This window comes from Runella sp. R0.1_18 (genome assembly GCF_057652155.1).
In genome coordinates this window covers 184,730-203,787 of record NZ_JBYFCK010000014.1, presented here as the reverse complement: position 1 = coordinate 203,787, position 19,058 = coordinate 184,730, and the positions used below count along the sequence as shown (strand labels likewise).

Sequence of the window (19,058 nt, the reverse complement as noted above, 5' to 3'; positions counted from 1 at the left end):
TACTCTAAAAGCAAAAAAGCAGGTCAAAACCTGCCCTTAACGTAGCTGCAACTTCAACAATAACTCCATAACAAAAGTAAAGGGTTTGGTGAGCACTCGCCGCTACCGAAGCTTTCGTTTAAGACTGGGCGTCCCCCATCTATTTCATGGCTTGGCTTTCAGCCACGACGAAACCTTAGTTATTGTGCGTAGCCTTTCTTTTCATTTTGTCGTTATTCTAAATTGTCCACCTAATAAAAGTTCATAGTTGTCTTCAATTTTATAAAGTGCTTTCCATTCAGTTGTTGAATGGTCGTCAAGATAAACAGTTACTATATTGTCTTCATAAACCAATGGTTCAAGTCCGAACTCTGTTGAATTTTCAAGCTCTGTCAGTTTTGCATTTAAAATACTTGTCAATGTTTCGTTGTCAAGTTCAGAAACAGTCAAAATATGGTCTTTTCTTAATGGTTTAAAGCTCGGAAAATCTCCAAACATTTTATGAGGCGTGTCCCACTTATACAAAGAAATTAATTCAAACTTTGTCATATCTTTTATAGTCGTCAGTTTGTCAATTTCAGGAACTAATTTTTTGAATTTATTAAAGTCCGTGATTGTCAACCAAAATGCACCTTTTTGTCTAAATTCATATGGTGGATGATATATTCCTTCACCAATTTCAGTATTCAAGTCGTCAAAAGCAGGAATGAAAAAAATTAAGTCATTTAGTTGTCTTAATGCAACCCAATTTCCCGAAGCACACTGATAACAGCCACAATGGTCGCAAAGAATAGTTTGAAAAATTTGGTTGTCGTCAATTTCTCCTTCCAAACCTTCAACCATATTTATAAAGTCTTTATCATCAATTTTTAGTGCTGTAAATATCGGCTTACCTTGCTCCGATGAAGTAAAGTTAAACGGTTTTTTATATGTCGTAAAATTTGTTGATGTCCACATTTTATTTTGTACTATGTCTGTCTTTAAGGTTACGCACAACGGAAAAATGTTTGCGAAGGGCGGAATTTAATAGCACTTCCCTTGCCCTACGCACAAAGTTTATAGAAAGTACAAAAGCCTAAATACGCAGATTAGCCCGCCTTTTCGCAAACATAATGTTGGGCGTTTGTCTTTTTTACGCCATTACTGCAACTATATTTAGTGCTTGTTTTCCCAATTCAACATCACCTGAAATCTTAACTTTATCAATTACTTGTTCGGTTTTCCAACTTTTTGAAAACAACTTCCAAACTGTATCAGGGTCAATAAGCACCTTAGATACTGAATTAAGATTTTTACTTTTGTCTAATTCCCAACCTGTGTCTTTTTTTACAACATTCCAAACTCCGCCAATTTCAGTGCTAACTTCAATAGCAACAACTGTCCCGTTTTCTGCTGAAATCTTGCTGAATGTATATGGAAAAGCAAACATAAAAGTATCAATAAACGGATAAAATAATTCTTTTGTCATAATGCCTTGTTTGCCAACTGCGTCCCTAATTTGTTGTTGATGTAAAAACTTCTCGGTATATTCTCTTGCTATATGAAACCAATTTGGCGAAGTTTCCTGTCCTGCCCAAGCCACTGAAAAAATTGCATTGTCAAACGGATTGAGTGATTTTAAGTGTTCTGTATATTCTTTCCCTGTACTCTCCAAGAGGTTGATAATTACTTGTGGGCTTAATCTTTTTGTTGCACTTGTCCAAGACATATTCAATTTATTCAGGAAATCGATAAGGTCTTGATATGAATTTATGTTTTCAGGTTTTTCACCAAAAAAATTATCTCTTGAAGTTGATAAGGCTCTTAAATTTCCATCAAGTAAATGAGATGCAACGTCTTTTACTTTCCAAAGTTTAGCCACAGTTTGACTTTCCCATTCTTCTACTGTTAGAGATTTTAATAGTTCTATCAGTTTCCTGTCCAAGATGGGAAATAAATGTAAGGTTTCTATTTTTAGTTCGTTTGTCATTTGAAGATTGCTTTTTTAAGGTAACGCCCAACGTTTTGCAGCTACCCGAAGGTGGCGATTTCGAAGCACTTCACTGTCAACCAAGCACAAACTTTGATAGAAGTACAAAGCTTGAATTAACCACTGAACCGCCACTTTTGGATAGGTGCTGTTAGCTGATGTTTTTTAACGAGTTAAATTAAATTCTTTAAATTCTTCCCCCAAAAATTCGAATTTCTTTTTAAATAAAGTTGAGAATTTCTTATTAGCTGTCGCAAAGAATATCTGTTTATTCTCTTTGACAATAAAATATCTTAAAAAGTCTAAGAAAGAGAGGGCATTAAAATCATCAATAAAAGTGACGGGATCATCGAATATTATAATATTCGGGCCATTTTTCAGTTTTCGGTTAAGGCTAATAAAAATTGATATTACTAACGCTGCTCTTTGCCCAGTACTTATTTGACTTACTGAATGTTTAACTTCATTTTTGTACAAAGACAATCTCTTATTCTCAAACTTTAAATCTGTAAATTCTTGTGGTGAGTGAATCGTTTTAAATATATCTTTTATTTCCTTCAGATTGTTTTTAAAATAATCACCTAAAACACTCTCACCATCGTTAGATTTTAGTTTTTGAAGCACCTCTACAGCTTTTTTAAGACGAGTATGTATAAGTGTATTTTTTGAAATGGAGGATTTTGCGTCTTCCAATTCTTTTGATACTCTTTGCAATTCCTTTTGCCTATTCTCAGAGTCCTTGAGAGATTTGATATTTTCTTCTAAAATGTACAAATCTTTACTTAAATCTGTTACTGATCTATCAATTTGAAGATCTATATATGCTTTAATTTTAATAAAGCTTCGCTCTAAAGCTTTTATCTTTTCGTTCTGAGAATTTATTCCGTCTAATATTTCAGAAATATTGTTTGTGGTTTCATTAAGCTGAAGTGACTTATTTAAGTTCGAAATAAGTAAATTATTCTCTTCACTTAGTTTTTCAACATCATCGACTGTTTTTTTAATGTCATCTTCCAAACTTAATAAAAGGTTATCTATATCATTTTTTTCAAAAGTATTATTAGAATTCAAATATGCACCGATTTCTTCTCTTAATGATTTGAACTCCGAAACCGAACCTCCAATAGCTGCTACTTGGGCTAAAGTTCTTTCTATTTTTGTTTTCCCCTGTAGTAATAATGCTTCTTCATTTAAAATCGAATTTAAGAAGGATGCAATCTCTTTTACAGACAATGTTTCATAACTCGACACTTCTTCCTGAGCTATAAATTTCAAACTATTTAACGTTTTTAATTCAAAAGTTAAATTTGATTCTTTAGTTTTTAACTCTGATAGCTTTTTAGATTTTTCTTCCAATATGCTCTTGTCAACATTGTTTTTAAAATCCTCATCTAATTTATTCGATAGCTCATTATGAGAAATCTGCTGCTCACATAGAGGACAGTTTTTGGAATGTTCATTATAAGATAAAAAGTCTTTACCCAATAATTTGATTTTATTGAGTATGTCTTCAATAGCTGAAAAATTTTCACTTAATATTCTTATTTCATTTTCTATCTCTTTTCTATCGGAACTAACCTTTTGAAAATCTTCGTTTTTGGAGTTTTTCAAATCCTCAAATCCTTTATTATCATTCAGAAAAGAATCAAGATTTAATATGGAAAACTCTTTTTTAATCTTTTCTAATTTCGATAATTTCAAATTATGCTTTTGAAGTTGCTCCTCAATATCTTCGATGCTTCTAAGATCGTCAATGACAAAATATTTAAGTACTGATTTTATTTTATCAAGTTTAACTTCTAAAGACTTTTGATTGTTAAGAAAATCTATTCGTTGGCTAATTCTTTCATTGTACTTATCCTTTAGAGAACTTACTGTTTTTAATTGTTCATCAATCTGGCTGCTTAATTTATTAAGGCCATTAAGGTCAAAAACAAGATTTTGATTAAGAATGTATTCGATTTCTGTCTTTATTTCATTGATATACAAACCTGGAATTGTATAATTATCTACAGATAATGTATTTTTATATCTCAGGGTAAGAATATTACCTGCTATATTTTTCTTTATATCTTCAAGATTGCTATCAGATTGTAAACTATTAATTAATTGAGTATGATTTTGTATTAATTCCTTTTGTTCTACTAACATTCTTTCTACACTATTTAGCTCAGGTCTTAGTCTACCTTCAAAACCCTGAATTCTATCTCTCAAAAATGTGTATTCAGCACCAAGAACAATTTGTTTTAAAGATTCATTAATCTGATCTTCGTGGTCGGAAGATGCGAATTGATATGCAGCATCAGTATTAAAAAAATTAAACTGATTAAATGATTGATAGCAATTGTTTCCTCTTACAAGATGATTACGACTATACCACTTAATATCTCTGGATTTATACTTACCATTATCATATGGGGTGTATACTTCTTCAATATCATTATTTAAAATAGCACTTATAGATCCTACTACCTCATCTTTATCACTATTTCTATTTGATTTACCAGTTAAAATGAGTTCAATTGATTCGAGTAAACTTGTTTTTCCTGTTCCATTTACTCCATTAATCAGATTTACTGAGCCAAACTCAAAATTTCTCACTAAAGGAAAGGCTCTGTAATTTTCTTTGAGACTAATATTTGCTATTCTTTCTATTGTTGGAATACTTGATAAGTCTCTTGAAGCACCTTCGTTTACTTCCTTAATTGTTGAATTTTCAAGAAAGTTGGCAACAGCTTCTACATAGGAAGCTTCACTATAAACCTCCTGTAAATCCACACTCTTAAGCTCCTTTTTCCATTCAGAAACTAAATCGGGTAAAGAGGTTTTATTTGATTTTTCCAACTCAAAATAGTCCAAAAACTCACTTTCTTGGAAGATTAGCTTGCGAGCATATTTATCGTTAGATAATATCTTTGACTTTAGTTCTTCATTAATAGTGCTGTTTATGAAGAGTAAATATATATTCCATTGAAGGCTGTCTTCATTTTTGTAAAATTCTTCAGCCAAATATTTATATTGAAGTTCTTCAAAATCCTCTTCGCTTATTCTTTCACTGAAGTTTAGAAAATAAATTCCAGCCAACTTATCATTTATTTGATAGTTGCCCTTATACAAAGTATCATTTATTGGTTCAAAATGAGTAAATAACTCTCTCGATTTATCTATAATTTGGGAAGTGTTCATAATTTTATAGAATTGAACTATTATCATTAGAGGGAGTGGTAAAACTGCCTGCAGTTTCATCATATTTAGAACGTAAATCTGTTCCGTTTTTATAAAAAACAACTATTCTACGTTTACTTTCTGCCCCTTCGTCAAATAGTTTTTGTAGTTCATCATAGGTGTTTTTAACCTGACTAAGTGAAACATTACCTAAATAGCAAACTGTTGCCATTTTTATATCTCCTTTATCATTAGTTAGATTATGCTTGTATTTATAGGTAGATGCATTCTTAGAATATGAAAGAATAATAGTATGATGAGTAAGATCTTTTATACTTTCTGGATACTTGGATTTATCTGGAAGAATTGTCTGATCCAATTCTATTAAATTGGTGCAATTAAGGGTTCTAATCGTTTCACTTGATGCATATGTGTCTTCCACATATGTCATTCTACAATTACACTCATCCGCTTCTTTCAGGTTAAAGCTATTCAAATAAATAACATCACACCATTTGTTTTCAAGCTTACCAATGATTTTGCCAGTGGAAATATTTATTAGTCTTTCCTTATCCACGATTGAGTTATCCGCATTAAGTAGAAAATTATTAGAGATCCCTCTATCTATAAAAAACTGTAAATGTTTATCATTAGTAGCTTGAATCACATTAAAAGTTGATGCTGCATTATCAAAACAATAAATTTCAATAACTTCGGGCCCTTCTCTTCTTCGTTGCGGAGCTTCTCCTTCATTAATGTGAACTGGTGGATTTTCTATATGGAATAATTCAGGGATACCATCAAAATAATAAACAAACTTATTTTTATTGATATGTAAAAAATATAGTCCTTTTCTATGATTTCTAATTACACGAGTATTTTCGTAGTTTAATTCGTCTGTTTTGAAAAATATTCCACTTCTTGCTGTATTACCTCTTGCGGAATACCAATTGTTTCCATTAAAAAAAGTGTTTACTCCCCAATTAAGTGAGATAACTTCCTTTTTTTCTCCTTCTAAAATAAACTTCCTAAAGTCCACAAAACTTTGATGTGATGGGTCTGGATTGATTTGAGGATGGAGTATTAAAAATGGCATATCATCCCATAAAATATCATTTTTAACTTGTTGGTGTAAATCTGTTCTTACGTTCATTGCTTCAGAACATATAAAAGACATTAACCTAACAGACGTGTTGCTATTTTTGATAATGTAAATATTATTTCCTTCTATTAAATTGTTCCTTTCCACATCATCTGACCAAACTCCCATATGTCTTGTTTTGAACTGAATAAGTACAATCAGCTTAGTTAGACCATTATGTACTCCTCTAAAAATGTAGTATAGTGGGTCTAAATATCTTTTATTTGAATTTAAAACGTCACTTTCAAAATGAACTAAAACATTTTCCTGATTAGCATTATTTAACTGATTTAATTCCCTTTTAGTAATTGATTCACCTCCTAAAACCCATATTTTGTTCCTTTGAGGCTGAAAATCCTCAGTAGATATGATGTGCGTAATAATACTTACTGGGCAAGAATATTCTGGAGATAAGACGAGGTCTGAATTATCTTGTCTTGATTTTTCTAAAACCTTTAAAAACTTTGTATGTGCAATATTTTGATTAGCATTCCCAATCCTATTAGCATCAGCAAAAAAGTCACCTTTATGTTGATACAATAATAAGCTATTACGTTGGGTATCTCGTTTTAAAACGTCAAGTGTTGTTGATATGTTTAAATCAGATATATCTATGAAATTCATTTATTCTGTATTACTTTTAAAATATCAGCTAACGATTGTATTGACGCCACACCGCCGTTTTCAAGCGTTTATAACCGTTTGTTATCGGTTTTTATAGCGTCTATTTCGTAATGATACCGTATTGGTTCTTGAAAAGGCTTTGTTTTTCGAGAACAACGGCTACAACTATTAACAAAAAAAAGAAAAATGGTTCAAATTTCCAATTGGGTCAAAGGACATATTTTGGGCGTCTAGCACTTTTGAGGGTGATTGATCTGTAAACAAGAGCGTTTTATGGCTCAAAACTTGGAGATTATGTAATCAATAAGGTCGCTTACGAGTAGAAAGCTTGTTAAAACCATGTGCATTATGGCGTTTATCTTCCAAATAGGTTGGATAGACGCCATAAAACGAAATAAACCCGTGCGGGCCTGTGGTGTTGGAGGTGAGGTAAGCGTCTAGCCCGCTGGAAACCAAAGTAGCTTGGAGGTAGTTCATACTTTTGTAGTCGGAAGTTGAATTACCCCATTCTATGAAAAAGTCAATTTTTATCCCATTCTTGTTAGTAATCGGCTTGGCGGGTTATGCTCAGTCGGGTAGCTTTATTAAGGGGAGACTCGTTGACTCGCTAACCACCGAACCTTTGGCTTTTGCGACCATTCGGTTGGCGTCAAAAAAAGAAGGTAGCTTGGTAAAAGGAGAAGTGGCCGACGACAAAGGCTCGTTTCAGTTTTTGGGTCTAAAAGACGACAAATACGTCATTAAAGTGGAGTACGTCGGGTACAAAACCAAGTACATTGAGGTAAGTTATGACAAAGCCAGTCAACGCCTTGACTTAGGGGCCATTTATTTAACTCCCTCAAGCCAGTTACTCGATGCGGTCACTGTTACGGGAGTCAAACCCAACGTAGTAGCGACCCTCGAAAAACAAGTATTCAAGGCCGAACAGTTTGAAGTAGCACGGGGCGGGACGGCCACTGATGTATTGAAAAATATTCCGTCGGTGATGGTCAATGCCGAAGGGGAAATTATGGTCAGAGGGTCAAAAGGTTTTTTGATTTTGGTCAATGGCAAACCTTCGCAAATTGATGCGGCCACGATTTTGTCACAAATTCCTGCCAACACCATCGAAAAAATTGAGATGATAACGGCTCCTTCGGCCAAATACGACGCCGACGGCAAAGCGGGAATCATCAATATCATTACCAAAACAGGTACCAACGACGGTTTATCCCTAACCACCAACCTGCAATACGGCTTGCCTCGCCTGAAAGCCTACGAAAATGCCACCGAACCCCGTCGCAACGGGGCCGACGCCACGCTCAACTATCGCAAAGGTAAGTGGGACGTGACGGTTTCGGGAAATTACCTCAAAAACGACATTGCAGGCCAACGCGTCGGAGATGTTTATACGATAATTAATAATGTATTGACCCAATTCCCGAGCGACGGAGAGCGGAGTCTAAAACGGGAAAACTATGGCTTACGAGCTTCCGCGATTTATACCATTTCAAAATCGGATGAACTTTCGGCGGGCGTCTATGTAGGTGGGCGCGAACAGTACCGCACGGCCAATATTTATTACCGAAACAACACCAAAGTAAACCTCCTGACCAGTCAGACGGTGGGGAGAGCGCAGTATTATAACCCCAATTTGGTGCTAAAATCGGGGGCGTTTAAAGTGGTAAATCTTGATTATACCCACAAATTCAAAAATGCCTCAACTTTGAGTCTTTCGGGCTTGTACGAGGATGCTATGATTGATGGTTTTACCAAAAATAGCAATATCAACATCAATAACCTCCGAGATACCCTTCAATATACCCTCAATACGGGCTCGAATCCGCTCCGTGCCCTCCGCCTCAAAGCTGATTTTGAGAAGCAAATAGGAATTGGGAAACTCTCGATGGGCTACCAGTACCGCGAGCAAAACCAAGAGGGCGTGTTTGTCTATTCTGATAAAAATGGGAATAATCAGCCGTTGGTGGTTAATCGTGCTTTTACGGCCAATGTTGCTATTTATAACCGAATCCATGGTTTGTATGCGCAGTACGCGGGCAAGTATAAAAGGTTAGAATTTTCGTCGGGATTGCGGTATGAGAATGCCCTGCGTAAGTTTACGGACGACCGTGGAGGAAAACCGAATGAATTGAAATTGTCAAACTTGTTCCCTTCGGCCAATTTGCTGTATGATATGGGAAAAGACCTGCGCCTGAAGGCCGCCTACAGTCGCCGCGTGCAACGTTCGACCAACAACGAGCTGAATCCTTATCCCGAACGCGAACACAGTGAAACCCTCGAACAAGGCGACCCCAACATCCGTCCTGAGTTTGTAGGGATTTATGAACTTGGGCTCACGAAGGATTTTAAGAAAGTCTCGCTGTACTGGAATGTGTATCGTCAACAAATCACCAACATCGTCAACCGAGTCAATAGTGTATATAATGACACGATTTTGAATCGAATTTATACCAATGCAGGCAAAGCGCGCTTGATGGGCTCAGAAATCGGGGTGACGATTTCGCCCGTCAAGAAGCTAAAAATATTTGTGGGTGGAAATGTTTATAATCTAAAAATTAAGGGTTTATTGTTTGATAACTCGGTGGTAGTCAATAGCCAAGGATGGGTGTATTCGATTAATTCAAACCTCAATTACCAGTTTACGCCAACTTTGAGTACGCAGTTTAACCTCGCGTATTTATCGGCCAGAAACACGGCGCAAGGGGAAGATTCGCGTTTTTATCAGCCTAATTTTTCGATAAAGAAATCATTGATGAACAACAAAATGAGTGTTTCGCTGCTTTGGCAAAATACATCGTTTGGGAATATGAAAGTGAACGAACAGCGAATTTCTACTTGGGGCGGTAATTTTTATACTACCACCAACTACATTCAAGAAACCAATATTTTCTTGCTTAACCTCTCTTACAGTTTCAACAAAACGGATCGCAAAGCCAAGTTGCCATCGAGCGAGTTTGGGGAACGAGAGTTTTAAATAAATTTTCAAATTTTTTACCAAAAACGCTACCTCGACGAAGGGTAGCGTTTTTTTATGGATTGAATTTGGGGGGATGGATTGATTTTGTCAGTCTTTTGCATCATTTTGATAAAGAATTGCACTGTTTAGTAAGCTACTTTTGTCCAAGAAATTCACTGAATAAGTCAAGATAGTGGCCTTTTATAAAAAAACCGCCTCTACTGCGAATAGAGACGGTTTTGGCTCACTTCCTGACAAGTTTGGCAGAAAGTCTGTAAAAATTTAAACCTGTCAAAAGTATGAAAAAACCTATTCTCTGCCAATTCAACTGGCACCAAATCTTGCTATTACTTTTAATTTTAGGCTGCCCAACGATGGGTATGGTTGCCCAAACAATCACGGGAAAAGTAAAGTCGAACAACGGAGAGACACTTCCAGGGGTGAATATTGTAGTGAAAGGAACCGCCAAGGGTACAACAACCGATAAAAACGGTACTTTCAGCATCGACGCTCGCAAAAACCAAACGCTTATTTTTTCATTCCTTGGGTATGAACTTCAAGAAGTGCCCGTTGGCGATCAAACGTCTTTAGATATTAACCTCAAAGAAGCCTCAGAGAGCCTCGAAGAAGTAGTAGTAACGGCTGAAAATCGTTCAGTTTCAGCCCAACGAGTACCGATAACAATGGATTTGGTGAATGGGAAAACTATCCAAAAACAGGGAATTACTGATTTATTACAGCTACAAGCGATAGCGCCAAGTTTGAACATTATAACCAATACCATTTTCAACCAAATCAATGTTCGTGGGGTGGGTAGTAACCAAGGGGCTGCCGAGCTATCTGACCAAGCTGTTACCGTGGGAATAGATGGTGAGTATATCAACCGACCTGTAGCACTCAATGCTGCCATGTTTGACCTTGACCGTGTGGAAGTGTTGAAAGGGCCACAGGGGACGCTCTACGGACGTAATGCGACGGCGGGTGCTGTCAATATCATTGCAAAAAAGCCAACTCAAACGCGCGAAGCCGATTTGGGGGTAAGCTATGGGAATTATAATTCGTTGAAATTGAACGGGATGGTAAATTTACCCTTGGGAAAAATCGCTGCGGTGCGGGCGGCGGGTATTTTATCAAAACACGATGGCTACCGTGATGGAGGGGCTGTGGGGCGGATTGATAACGGAAATATGTGGGCGGCCCGATTGGGTTTTAGTATCAATCCCACAAAGGCGCTGGCTGTCTATATAGCTGGCGAAATCAACAAAACCGACCAACAAGCTCCTTCGCAATACGGGGTTCCGATGGGTAACCTTACCGAATTAAAAGATAAAGAACCCATTTCTTGGACGACTCCTTTGCCAAAAGATTTCCCAGTTGCTACGGCTGGTTTTATGAAAATAGACCAGTCTGCCATCAGGGGAAAAATTGCCTATGATTTTGGAAAAGCGATTTTGACTTATTCGGCTGGTTATCGTAAAGTAGATATGACTGGCTACCAGCCACTTAATGGGTATCTGCCAGAAACCAATAGTTTTCATAACGATATTCAATCCGCAACCCAAAGCCATGAACTGAGATTAAATGGAGAAACGGCTAAAATGAGCTGGCAGTTGGGCGGTTTCTACGGCGACGAAGACCAAAATACTGCAAGAGGGTTACTGTTGGTATCGGCTGCTGGGGCTTTTGGTGGGCAGGTTCCGTTTCTAAACTTTTTTATCAGAGACGTTAACTCCAAGACCTCGGCTGTTTTTGGCCAAGCTACTTACAATGTCAACGAGAAGTTAGGTTTAACATTTGGAATTAGAAATACGTCGGATAAAAAAGTTTTAGGTGGCGGTAACTTAGCGGCTGCGCCTTTCGGACCACCTACAATTGTCAGATTTTTCTACCCAAATGTACCTACGTCTGCTACTCAAGCGGGGATGAAACCCTTTGAAGGCATTCCGACCGAAGGAAGCTGGAATAGAACCACTTGGTTGGTTGGGTTGGAATACAAAATAGACGCCAATAAAATGTTGTTTGCAAAGGTGAGTACAGGCTACAAAGCAGGAGGTTTCGATAACTTAGGTCAGTATAATCCAGAAAGCCTTACAGCTTACGAAATTGGAACAAAAAATAAGTTTGCCAATAACAAATTACGTTTGAATGCCTCGGCTTTCTACTACGATTACAAGGACCAACAAGTGACGATATTTATCTCGACCGCCATCGGTGGAGCTATCCAAAATGCGGGAGTTAGTACAGTAAAAGGCTTAGAAATAGATGGAGAATACGCTGCAAGCAAAGCAGATAGATTCAGGTTTTCTGTGAATCTTTTGGATGCAAAATACAAAGACCTAAAGACGGTTGCTAATAGAGTTGGTGCGGCTGTCATTGAAAGAAATCTTGAAGGAAATGTAGCACCAATGGCTCCTAAAGTAACGCTTACGGCAGGATATAACCATGATTTTAAAGTAGGTAAAGGTGTTTTGAATGCTGGTATTCAAACTTTGTATAAGTCTGATTATTATACCACTGCATTTAACTATGCCATGGACAAGCAAAAAGCTTACACTAAAACTGATATAAATGTTACCTATACAGCTAAAGGTGGTAAGTTTGATATTGGGGTATTTGCTCAGAACCTTGAAGATAATCGTATTATTACCTTCTCTGGTTTCAATGGAGGTACTATCAATACTTACAACTGGATATTTGGCTCGCCAAGATTAATAGGTGCTCAATTGAATTTCCGTTTATAAAATAAAAGGGGAGAAGCAATCACTTCTCCCCAACCATTCTCGAAACCTTAATTAACAAAGTCTTATGCCTAACACCCAAGCCCGAACCGCAGGAATACCGCAGGGAATCATCATCGTATTGGTAAGTATTTTACCCATGATGGCAGTCATTACGCTCATGCCCGTCGTGCCAACCTTGCGAAATCATTTTAAAGATGTTCCGTACATCGAAACATTGGCACCGTTCGTGATTTCCGCCCCAGGTTTGTGTGTGGCTTTGTTTTCGCCTTATGCGGGTTTTTTAGCCGATAAAATAGGTCGTAGGAAATTGCTCATTATTTTCTCTATTCTTTACGGAATTGGTGGTGTTATACCTTTTTTTGTTGAAAGTTTCAGTGCTTTGATTGCTGGAAGGCTTATTTTGGGAGTCGGTGAAGCGTTCATTCTTACAATTGCCAACATCCTTTTGGGAGATTATTTCGAGCAAAGCAAAAGGAATACCTGGTTGATGATTCAGAGCATTGTTGGGCCTGCTTTTGGTTTTTTTATCATCAATGGCAGCGGACAACTTGCTTCTATCGGCTGGCAATATCCGTTTTTGCTATATGCCTTTACGCTGATTATTCCTATCGGAGCTTTTTTCTTTATTTTTGAGCCAGAATCCAAAGCTGCATCGGTCGCTAGTACACAAGCAGGCTCACTTCCTTTTTCAAAAAAGACTTTCATCAAAATATTTTTTACCACCTACATCGCTTCTGTTTTGTATTATGTCTATACGCTGCATTTTTCGATGGCATTAGACAAAATAGGCATCAGTGACCCCAAAGAGGTAGGAAGTATCACGGCTGTGGCCAGTTTAATGCTGCCACTTGGGGCGGTTATGTTCAAGCTACTGGGTACGAAAAGTAATAAAATCCAATTCGGTGTTATGTTTACGTTCATTGGTATTGGACTAATCGGCGTGGGTCTTTCTACAAGTTTGGGTATGGCTAAAATGAGTGCCATAATCCAACAAACTGGCTGTGGAATGGCAATTCCTGTTTTGATAGCCTATGGATTGCGCTCAGTACCAGTCGAATACCGTGGACGTGGTATGGGCGTGTGGAGCAGCGGGTTTTTCTTGGGGCTTTCAACTTCACCCTTCATTGTTGGCTTTGTAAGAACCCTTTCAGGCGATATACTCAAAGCCTTTGTCATCTTTGGTGTGGTGTGCTTGGTAATGGTGGTATTAAATTTCATCTTCGATAAAGAGTAAAATCTTCTAAAATTCATAGTCAAAATTTAGGAAAATGAACGAACAAAATAAAACCTCCATTGGGGGAGCGGGGGCTGGTATCAAACGTGCTGTAAGCCTCTACAGCTATCAGGAAGAGTATTTCCTAAGAAAAATGAGCCTTGAAGACTGCATTGCGGCGGCGGCGGCTACGGGTGCAACGGGGATCGAAATCGTAGGAGAACAAAGTGTACCAGGCTGTCCGAAAATTCCATCAGAAGCCTTTATTGAGCAATGGTTTGGGTGGATGGATAAGTACAAAGTTACGCCTGTTGCCCACGATATGTTTTTGGATTACAACAAGAAAAAAGGACATTATTGGTCAGACGAAGAAGCGGTTGAGTCCTTCAAAAAAGACATACTTTTCGCCAAAGCATTGGGGTTCAAAATCATTCGTGTGATTGTTAATACTACGCCACAAATCATTGAAAAAGTATTGCCTTTTGCCGAAGAGCACGACATCGTTTTAGGAATAGAAGTACACGCACCTTGGAATATCAATAGTGCATGGATGGAACGCCACTGGGAAGTGATGGAAAGAACAGGCACAAAACATTTTGGATTTATTCCAGATATGGGCGGTTTTACCAGGCGTTTGCCTCGTGTGCAGATTGACCGAATGATAAGAAACGGAGCCGACCCCGAAATTGCCAATTACGTTTGTGAGCAACACGAAAAAGGGGTAATGGCCGAATATACGATTTATGAAGTCTCGAAAATGAGCAATAGACGTATAGATATGGCCGTAGCAGAGATGTCGAGACATAATACCTTCGTCAATCCGCTTAGTTTGGTGCCACACATGGATAGAATCGTACACATTCATGGCAAATGTTTAGAGATGCTCGAAGATTATACAGAGTACAGTATTCCTTACAAAGAGGTGATAGACGTTTTGAAAAAATACGGCTATAACGGCTACATCGCCACTGAGTACGAAGGCAACCGTCATATTCAAGACATCTACGAGGTGGACAGTGTGGAGCAGGTTCGCCGTCATCAGATGATGTTGGAGAATTATATCAATTCGTGATTCAACCCGTAGAGACAAGGCATGCCTTGTCTCTACAATAAACCGAACAATTTAATTAGAATTATTATGTACGAAAAATATATGATAGTGCCTGAAAAGGCCAAAATAACAGAATCTGGCTTTGAAATTGGAGCAAGATTGCCCTATTACAGGGGCGTGTCTCTTTCGATGGTCGAAGAAATTGAAGTTTCATTAGATGGTGAAACCTTACCACAGAGCGATGTATCCATCACGATTCACGGCAATACCTACAACCTCAAACAACGAGAAAATGAAACGACTGACCGTTGGGAAATGGGTGAGGTAGCCACACTCTCGATTGATAACGCAGGCGATTTGCCAGCAGGTGAACATACCATTGGGCTGAAAATCAATCTCCGAATCGGCTATATGCCTTTCCCGAGTATCAGGGTATTTGAGAGGAAGGTGAATTTTTGAAGCCCCCTAAATCCCCCGATGCGGGACTTTATATCGAGTGGTAAATTTTAAATGAATAATACCGATAAAGTCTTGAATTCATGGAGGGGAAACAGTGGGTAAATAGTTTTTTAATATAAAATTCCCCCATCGGGGGTTAGGGGGCTTTAATATGAAAATAGGAATAAGTCTTGATATGGTGAATGTTCATCACCAAGAACCCAACCGTAATCGCTACGAAAGTAAATACTATTGGGATGAATTGTACCCCATGATAGCCACGGCAGGCTTCACGGCTGTTGAGATTCCCTTCGACCCATATTGGATATTTAGGGGAGGGTCGGGAGTGCCTTTTACCAAGTATTGTATCGAAGTGAAATTTGAAACAGTTGCGAAGTTTGTGGCTCATTTGCAAGCAAATGGCATAGAAAAAGTGGCGGGGATTCATTTTAATCCTACCATTTTTATGCGTAACGAAAACCTCGATTTTTACTTCGGTGCTTCTGGCTATTTTGGGGGAGAGGCTATCCGCTACGCTGCCGAATTAGGGTGTGATTATATCGCCATCACCCCCACGCCGCCCTACGGGTTGGTAAAGCATTATCATGGTCAAAATTGGGAAGCAGATTTTACCAAACGAAGCGTTGAAATGATGAACGGTTTTGCAAAAATTGCTCAAGAAAAAGGGATTAGAATTTCGCTCAGAAGTGAGTATTGGTCGGTTTTTCGCCATCAAAATATCTCGGCTGAACTAGATAATTCTATTCTTCTGAATGTAGATGCCGCCAACCTCAGTATTGCTGGTCAAGAACCTTCAGAAGTTTTGAAAAATTTAGGAGCTAAAGTTGGTAGTGTGTATCTGACCGACACCGCATTTGTGGATGATAACGAAACGTGGAAAACGCCTTTGCCCGAATATCCACAAGACCGAGCAACACAGGTTTTTAAAGATGTAGGATTCGGTAGTGTCAATTTGAAGGAGTTTTACCAAACGCTTCAAAATATCAACTACGATGGCTGGGTGATTGTAAGCAACCGTCAAACCCGTGAACCCATGCGAGCTTTGTTGAGAAGCAGAAGCACATTATTAACATTCGATCAACCTTGACAAAGTTCAAAACTTTGTCAAGGTTAAAAAGTAAACAAACGACATGACAAATATTAGATATTCACACATGAACCATTGGAAGAACATTCCTTACAAGAGGATTGATAACTTCCGTGAGTTCTATTACGAAGACAAAACCAATGCGGCGTATTACACCGACTGGGACAGAATCCTGCGTTATCAAAAAGCATTGGGTTTCAGCGGTATTGAGCTTGCCCCGTGGGATTTTCCTGAAATGTTACCGCTTTTTGGTTCACCAAAAGCCTTTAAAGAATTTGCCGCCGAGCGTGGCGTTGAAGTAAGTGGCATGTTTCATTTAATCGACAAATCCCACGACCGAACGCACCACAAACAAACTTTTGAAGAAGGGAAAAAAGCAGTGGATTTGGTGGTCGAATTTGGTGGTACTCAACTAAATTCTGCTCCAATAAACAATTATTTTGGAAATGGCCCACTAAGTCGTGACCAAATCAAAGCGGCTGCCGAAATCATTACCGAAGTGGGTAAGTATGCTACTGATTATGGTGTACAGATTGGCATTCACAACGAATTTTTCTTGGCAATCAACAAAGAAAACCACCGTGAATACCTCGAACTCACTGACCCACGCTATGTGCATTATTGCCTTGACACGGCACAAGTAGCCTTGTTGGGCGAAGATATAGTCAAGTTTTATGACGACTATCATGACCGCATCTGTACTTTTCACCTGAAAGATACAGCCACACCCAATCTGCCTGATGAAGTGCGTTATAGTCGAGACATCGAAATTGTGGACGATGGCACACGCTGGTTTTGGGAGCCTGGCGAAGGTGTACTTGATTTCAAAGGCTTATACAAGTTAATGAAAAAACACCAATTCAAAGGTTGGGTCACGGTCGAAACCGACGGTACGCCCGATTTGCTCGCCTCAATGGTACTTTCAAGATATTATATTGATAATGAGCTAAATGCAATTTATAAATAAAATTATTGGGACACGGATGACACAGATTCTTTTGGAAACACAGATTTAAAAAGATTAAAAATCTGTGTAAATCTGTGGTGCTTGCATCAGTGTAATCCGTGTTCTAATTTTTAAAATTCCGAAATCAAAAAAATCGTAAATCCGAAATCAAAATGGGCCCTTTAGACAAATATATTTTAAAAGAAGATGCTTTGGAAGCTACAGAAAAAGGCTTTCAGCTAAAGTTTCAATCACACTGGTATCGAGCGTTACCACTGTCTTGTATGGATTTCAGCCTCAAGTTGAATGGCAAAGAAATCGAAAAAAGTCAATTCAAAATCAAAGCAAATGGCAATGAATATAGCTATGACCAGCTTCCTGAATTAGACAAAGAATGGTTGTATATTCTGGACAGAGGAGCGATAGAAGTAAACCTCCCTTTAGAAAAAGGCAATGTCTATGATGTAGAATTTAAGTACGACTTACACATTCCCTACATACTGGTAGGGCCACAAGCTACGCCTTTATTGGCGAGTAGTTTGGTAAAATGCCCCCTAACCTCCAATGGGGGAACAGCCGCCCCCGCCGATTCGTCGGACCGCCCCAATGGGGTAGCTAATATCTCGAATGAAGCTAAGGTAAGTAACACAGAAAGTATAATTATTAAGAGCGAAAAAAAAGCCCCCATCGGGGGTTTGGGGGCTAAAACTCCCCCATCGGGGGCTGGGGGGCTGAAATTAGCTACTTCCCTTTTTTCCTACGCTTATGAATGGAATTCAGGACAATATACTTTAGAAGATGTCATCGCCGAAACTCGAAAAAGAGATTTGGGTACTGGTTTAGAAATAATTGGTTTTCAGAGCCTTAGAGGCTTCCCTTACGTTTCAAACGAAACCGTCAAAGAAGTAAAGCACCTACTTGATAAGTACGAATTTGAACCCGTAGCATTGGATGCAAACATAGATGTAGGTATCAAACGCCATGCTATTATGAGTATTGATGAAACGGTAGAATACATCAAACCTCAGATTTTGGCAGCTCAAAAACTGGGGTTTCCTATTCTCAGGTGTCAGACTACCGCCCCTGCCGAAGTCTATCAAAAGCTTATACCTTTTGCCGAAAAAGCCAATGTAATCATGGGCATAGAGCTGCATACGCCTTACAGCGTTGACCATCCTTCGGTGATTAAAATGGTTGAAATGTTTGATAAAGCTCAAACCCACGTTTTAGGTTTTGTTCCAGACATGGGTACTTGTATGCGTGCAATTCCAGATGCCTTGCTTACAAGTTTCAAATCGGTAGGCGTAACCGACGAAATGATTACCATTACCAAAGAGATTTGGCATAAAGATATTCCAACACCAGCTAAGTTTGGTGAGTTGGCTAAAAAATTAGTTCCGATGGGAGTTACACCGCCACAAATCGGGCGTTTGAACATGGCATTTAGTATGAATGGCCGTCAGCCTGTCGAAAACTGGCAAGAAATCATGCCTTATGTGGTACACGTGCATGGGAAATTTTATGGTTTCGACGAAAACGGCGACGAGCCTTCGATTGATTACCCTAAAATTTTTGAGGTGTTTCAAAAAGGAGGCTACCAAGGCTACATTTCTTCAGAATACGAAGGTTCGGCATTTACAGACGAATTCGACGCTTTCGACCAAGTAGAAAAACAGCATAAACTTTGGAAGAAGATATTAAGCCAAGCCCCCCGCTGAATCGTCGGA

The 19,058-nt window shown here is 38.4% G+C and carries 13 protein-coding genes; 8 read left to right on the top strand and 5 right to left on the bottom strand.

Features of this window, described 5'->3' with window-relative positions:
* Positions 1 to 201 precede the first annotated feature (201 nt).
* From AC23P2_RS22300 to AC23P2_RS22280, 5 genes are all read right to left on the bottom strand, one after another.
* Positions 202 to 936 carry a hypothetical protein gene (locus tag AC23P2_RS22300; RefSeq protein WP_487775251.1) on the bottom strand — a complete coding sequence of 245 codons (735 nt, stop codon included), beginning with the start codon at positions 934 to 936 and terminating at the stop codon, positions 202 to 204.
* 175 nt (positions 937 to 1,111) lie between these two features.
* Positions 1,112 to 1,948, bottom strand: a complete 837-nt coding sequence (locus tag AC23P2_RS22295) for a maleylpyruvate isomerase N-terminal domain-containing protein (RefSeq protein WP_487775250.1) — start codon at positions 1,946 to 1,948, stop codon at positions 1,112 to 1,114.
* 165 nt (positions 1,949 to 2,113) lie between these two features.
* Entirely contained in the window at positions 2,114 to 5,134 is a 3,021-nt protein-coding gene (locus AC23P2_RS22290) for an AAA family ATPase (protein WP_487775249.1), read from the bottom strand.
* A gap of 4 nt (positions 5,135 to 5,138) precedes the next feature.
* The gene (locus AC23P2_RS22285) at positions 5,139 to 6,878 is read right to left on the bottom strand and encodes a hypothetical protein (protein WP_487775248.1); all 1,740 of its coding nucleotides are present in this window, start codon (positions 6,876 to 6,878) and stop codon (positions 5,139 to 5,141) included.
* Positions 6,879 to 7,178: 300 nt separating this feature from the next.
* A complete protein-coding gene (locus tag AC23P2_RS22280; RefSeq protein WP_487775247.1) occupies positions 7,179 to 7,355 on the bottom strand; it encodes a hypothetical protein in 177 nt (58 codons plus the stop codon).
* A 34-nt stretch (positions 7,356 to 7,389) separates the two neighbouring features.
* On the opposite strand from AC23P2_RS22280, the gene AC23P2_RS22275 reads away from it, so the two are divergent.
* The 8 genes from AC23P2_RS22275 to AC23P2_RS22240 all read left to right on the top strand — a co-directional run bounded on the left by AC23P2_RS22275 (position 7,390) and on the right by AC23P2_RS22240 (position 19,049).
* Entirely contained in the window at positions 7,390 to 9,852 is a 2,463-nt protein-coding gene (locus tag AC23P2_RS22275; RefSeq protein ID WP_487775246.1) for a TonB-dependent receptor domain-containing protein, read from the top strand.
* Positions 9,853 to 10,133: 281 nt separating this feature from the next.
* Positions 10,134 to 12,575 (top strand): TonB-dependent receptor, encoded by a 2,442-nt coding sequence (locus tag AC23P2_RS22270; protein WP_487775245.1) that lies wholly within the window; start codon positions 10,134 to 10,136, stop codon positions 12,573 to 12,575.
* A gap of 64 nt (positions 12,576 to 12,639) precedes the next feature.
* Entirely contained in the window at positions 12,640 to 13,809 is a 1,170-nt protein-coding gene (locus tag AC23P2_RS22265) for an MFS transporter (protein ID WP_487775244.1), read from the top strand.
* Between the two features lie 34 nt (positions 13,810 to 13,843).
* Positions 13,844 to 14,860 carry a sugar phosphate isomerase/epimerase family protein gene (locus AC23P2_RS22260; protein ID WP_487775243.1) on the top strand — a complete coding sequence of 339 codons (1,017 nt, stop codon included), beginning with the start codon at positions 13,844 to 13,846 and terminating at the stop codon, positions 14,858 to 14,860.
* A gap of 66 nt (positions 14,861 to 14,926) precedes the next feature.
* Positions 14,927 to 15,298: a C-glycoside deglycosidase beta subunit domain-containing protein gene (locus AC23P2_RS22255; protein ID WP_487775242.1), complete on the top strand. Its 372-nt coding sequence runs from the start codon at positions 14,927 to 14,929 to the stop codon at positions 15,296 to 15,298.
* Positions 15,299 to 15,449: 151 nt separating this feature from the next.
* Positions 15,450 to 16,385, top strand: a complete 936-nt coding sequence (locus AC23P2_RS22250) for a sugar phosphate isomerase/epimerase family protein (RefSeq protein WP_487775241.1) — start codon at positions 15,450 to 15,452, stop codon at positions 16,383 to 16,385.
* Between the two features lie 43 nt (positions 16,386 to 16,428).
* Positions 16,429 to 17,352, top strand: a complete 924-nt coding sequence (locus AC23P2_RS22245; RefSeq protein WP_487775240.1) for a sugar phosphate isomerase/epimerase family protein — start codon at positions 16,429 to 16,431, stop codon at positions 17,350 to 17,352.
* Positions 17,353 to 17,504: 152 nt separating this feature from the next.
* Positions 17,505 to 19,049 carry a C-glycoside deglycosidase beta subunit domain-containing protein gene (locus AC23P2_RS22240; RefSeq protein ID WP_487775239.1) on the top strand — a complete coding sequence of 515 codons (1,545 nt, stop codon included), beginning with the start codon at positions 17,505 to 17,507 and terminating at the stop codon, positions 19,047 to 19,049.
* The last annotated feature ends 9 nt before the right edge of the window (positions 19,050 to 19,058 follow it).

Coding starts and splice junctions, on each gene's coding strand:
- AC23P2_RS22300 (WP_487775251.1), bottom strand. CDS start 936: ATGTGGACATCAACAAATTTTACGACATATAAAAAACCGTTTAACTTT.
- AC23P2_RS22295 (WP_487775250.1), bottom strand. CDS start 1,948: ATGACAAACGAACTAAAAATAGAAACCTTACATTTATTTCCCATCTTG.
- AC23P2_RS22290 (WP_487775249.1), bottom strand. CDS start 5,134: ATGAACACTTCCCAAATTATAGATAAATCGAGAGAGTTATTTACTCAT.
- AC23P2_RS22285 (WP_487775248.1), bottom strand. CDS start 6,878: ATGAATTTCATAGATATATCTGATTTAAACATATCAACAACACTTGAC.
- AC23P2_RS22280 (WP_487775247.1), bottom strand. CDS start 7,355: ATGAACTACCTCCAAGCTACTTTGGTTTCCAGCGGGCTAGACGCTTAC.
- AC23P2_RS22275 (WP_487775246.1), top strand. CDS start 7,390: ATGAAAAAGTCAATTTTTATCCCATTCTTGTTAGTAATCGGCTTGGCG.
- AC23P2_RS22270 (WP_487775245.1), top strand. CDS start 10,134: ATGAAAAAACCTATTCTCTGCCAATTCAACTGGCACCAAATCTTGCTA.
- AC23P2_RS22265 (WP_487775244.1), top strand. CDS start 12,640: ATGCCTAACACCCAAGCCCGAACCGCAGGAATACCGCAGGGAATCATC.
- AC23P2_RS22260 (WP_487775243.1), top strand. CDS start 13,844: ATGAACGAACAAAATAAAACCTCCATTGGGGGAGCGGGGGCTGGTATC.
- AC23P2_RS22255 (WP_487775242.1), top strand. CDS start 14,927: ATGTACGAAAAATATATGATAGTGCCTGAAAAGGCCAAAATAACAGAA.
- AC23P2_RS22250 (WP_487775241.1), top strand. CDS start 15,450: ATGAAAATAGGAATAAGTCTTGATATGGTGAATGTTCATCACCAAGAA.
- AC23P2_RS22245 (WP_487775240.1), top strand. CDS start 16,429: ATGACAAATATTAGATATTCACACATGAACCATTGGAAGAACATTCCT.
- AC23P2_RS22240 (WP_487775239.1), top strand. CDS start 17,505: ATGGGCCCTTTAGACAAATATATTTTAAAAGAAGATGCTTTGGAAGCT.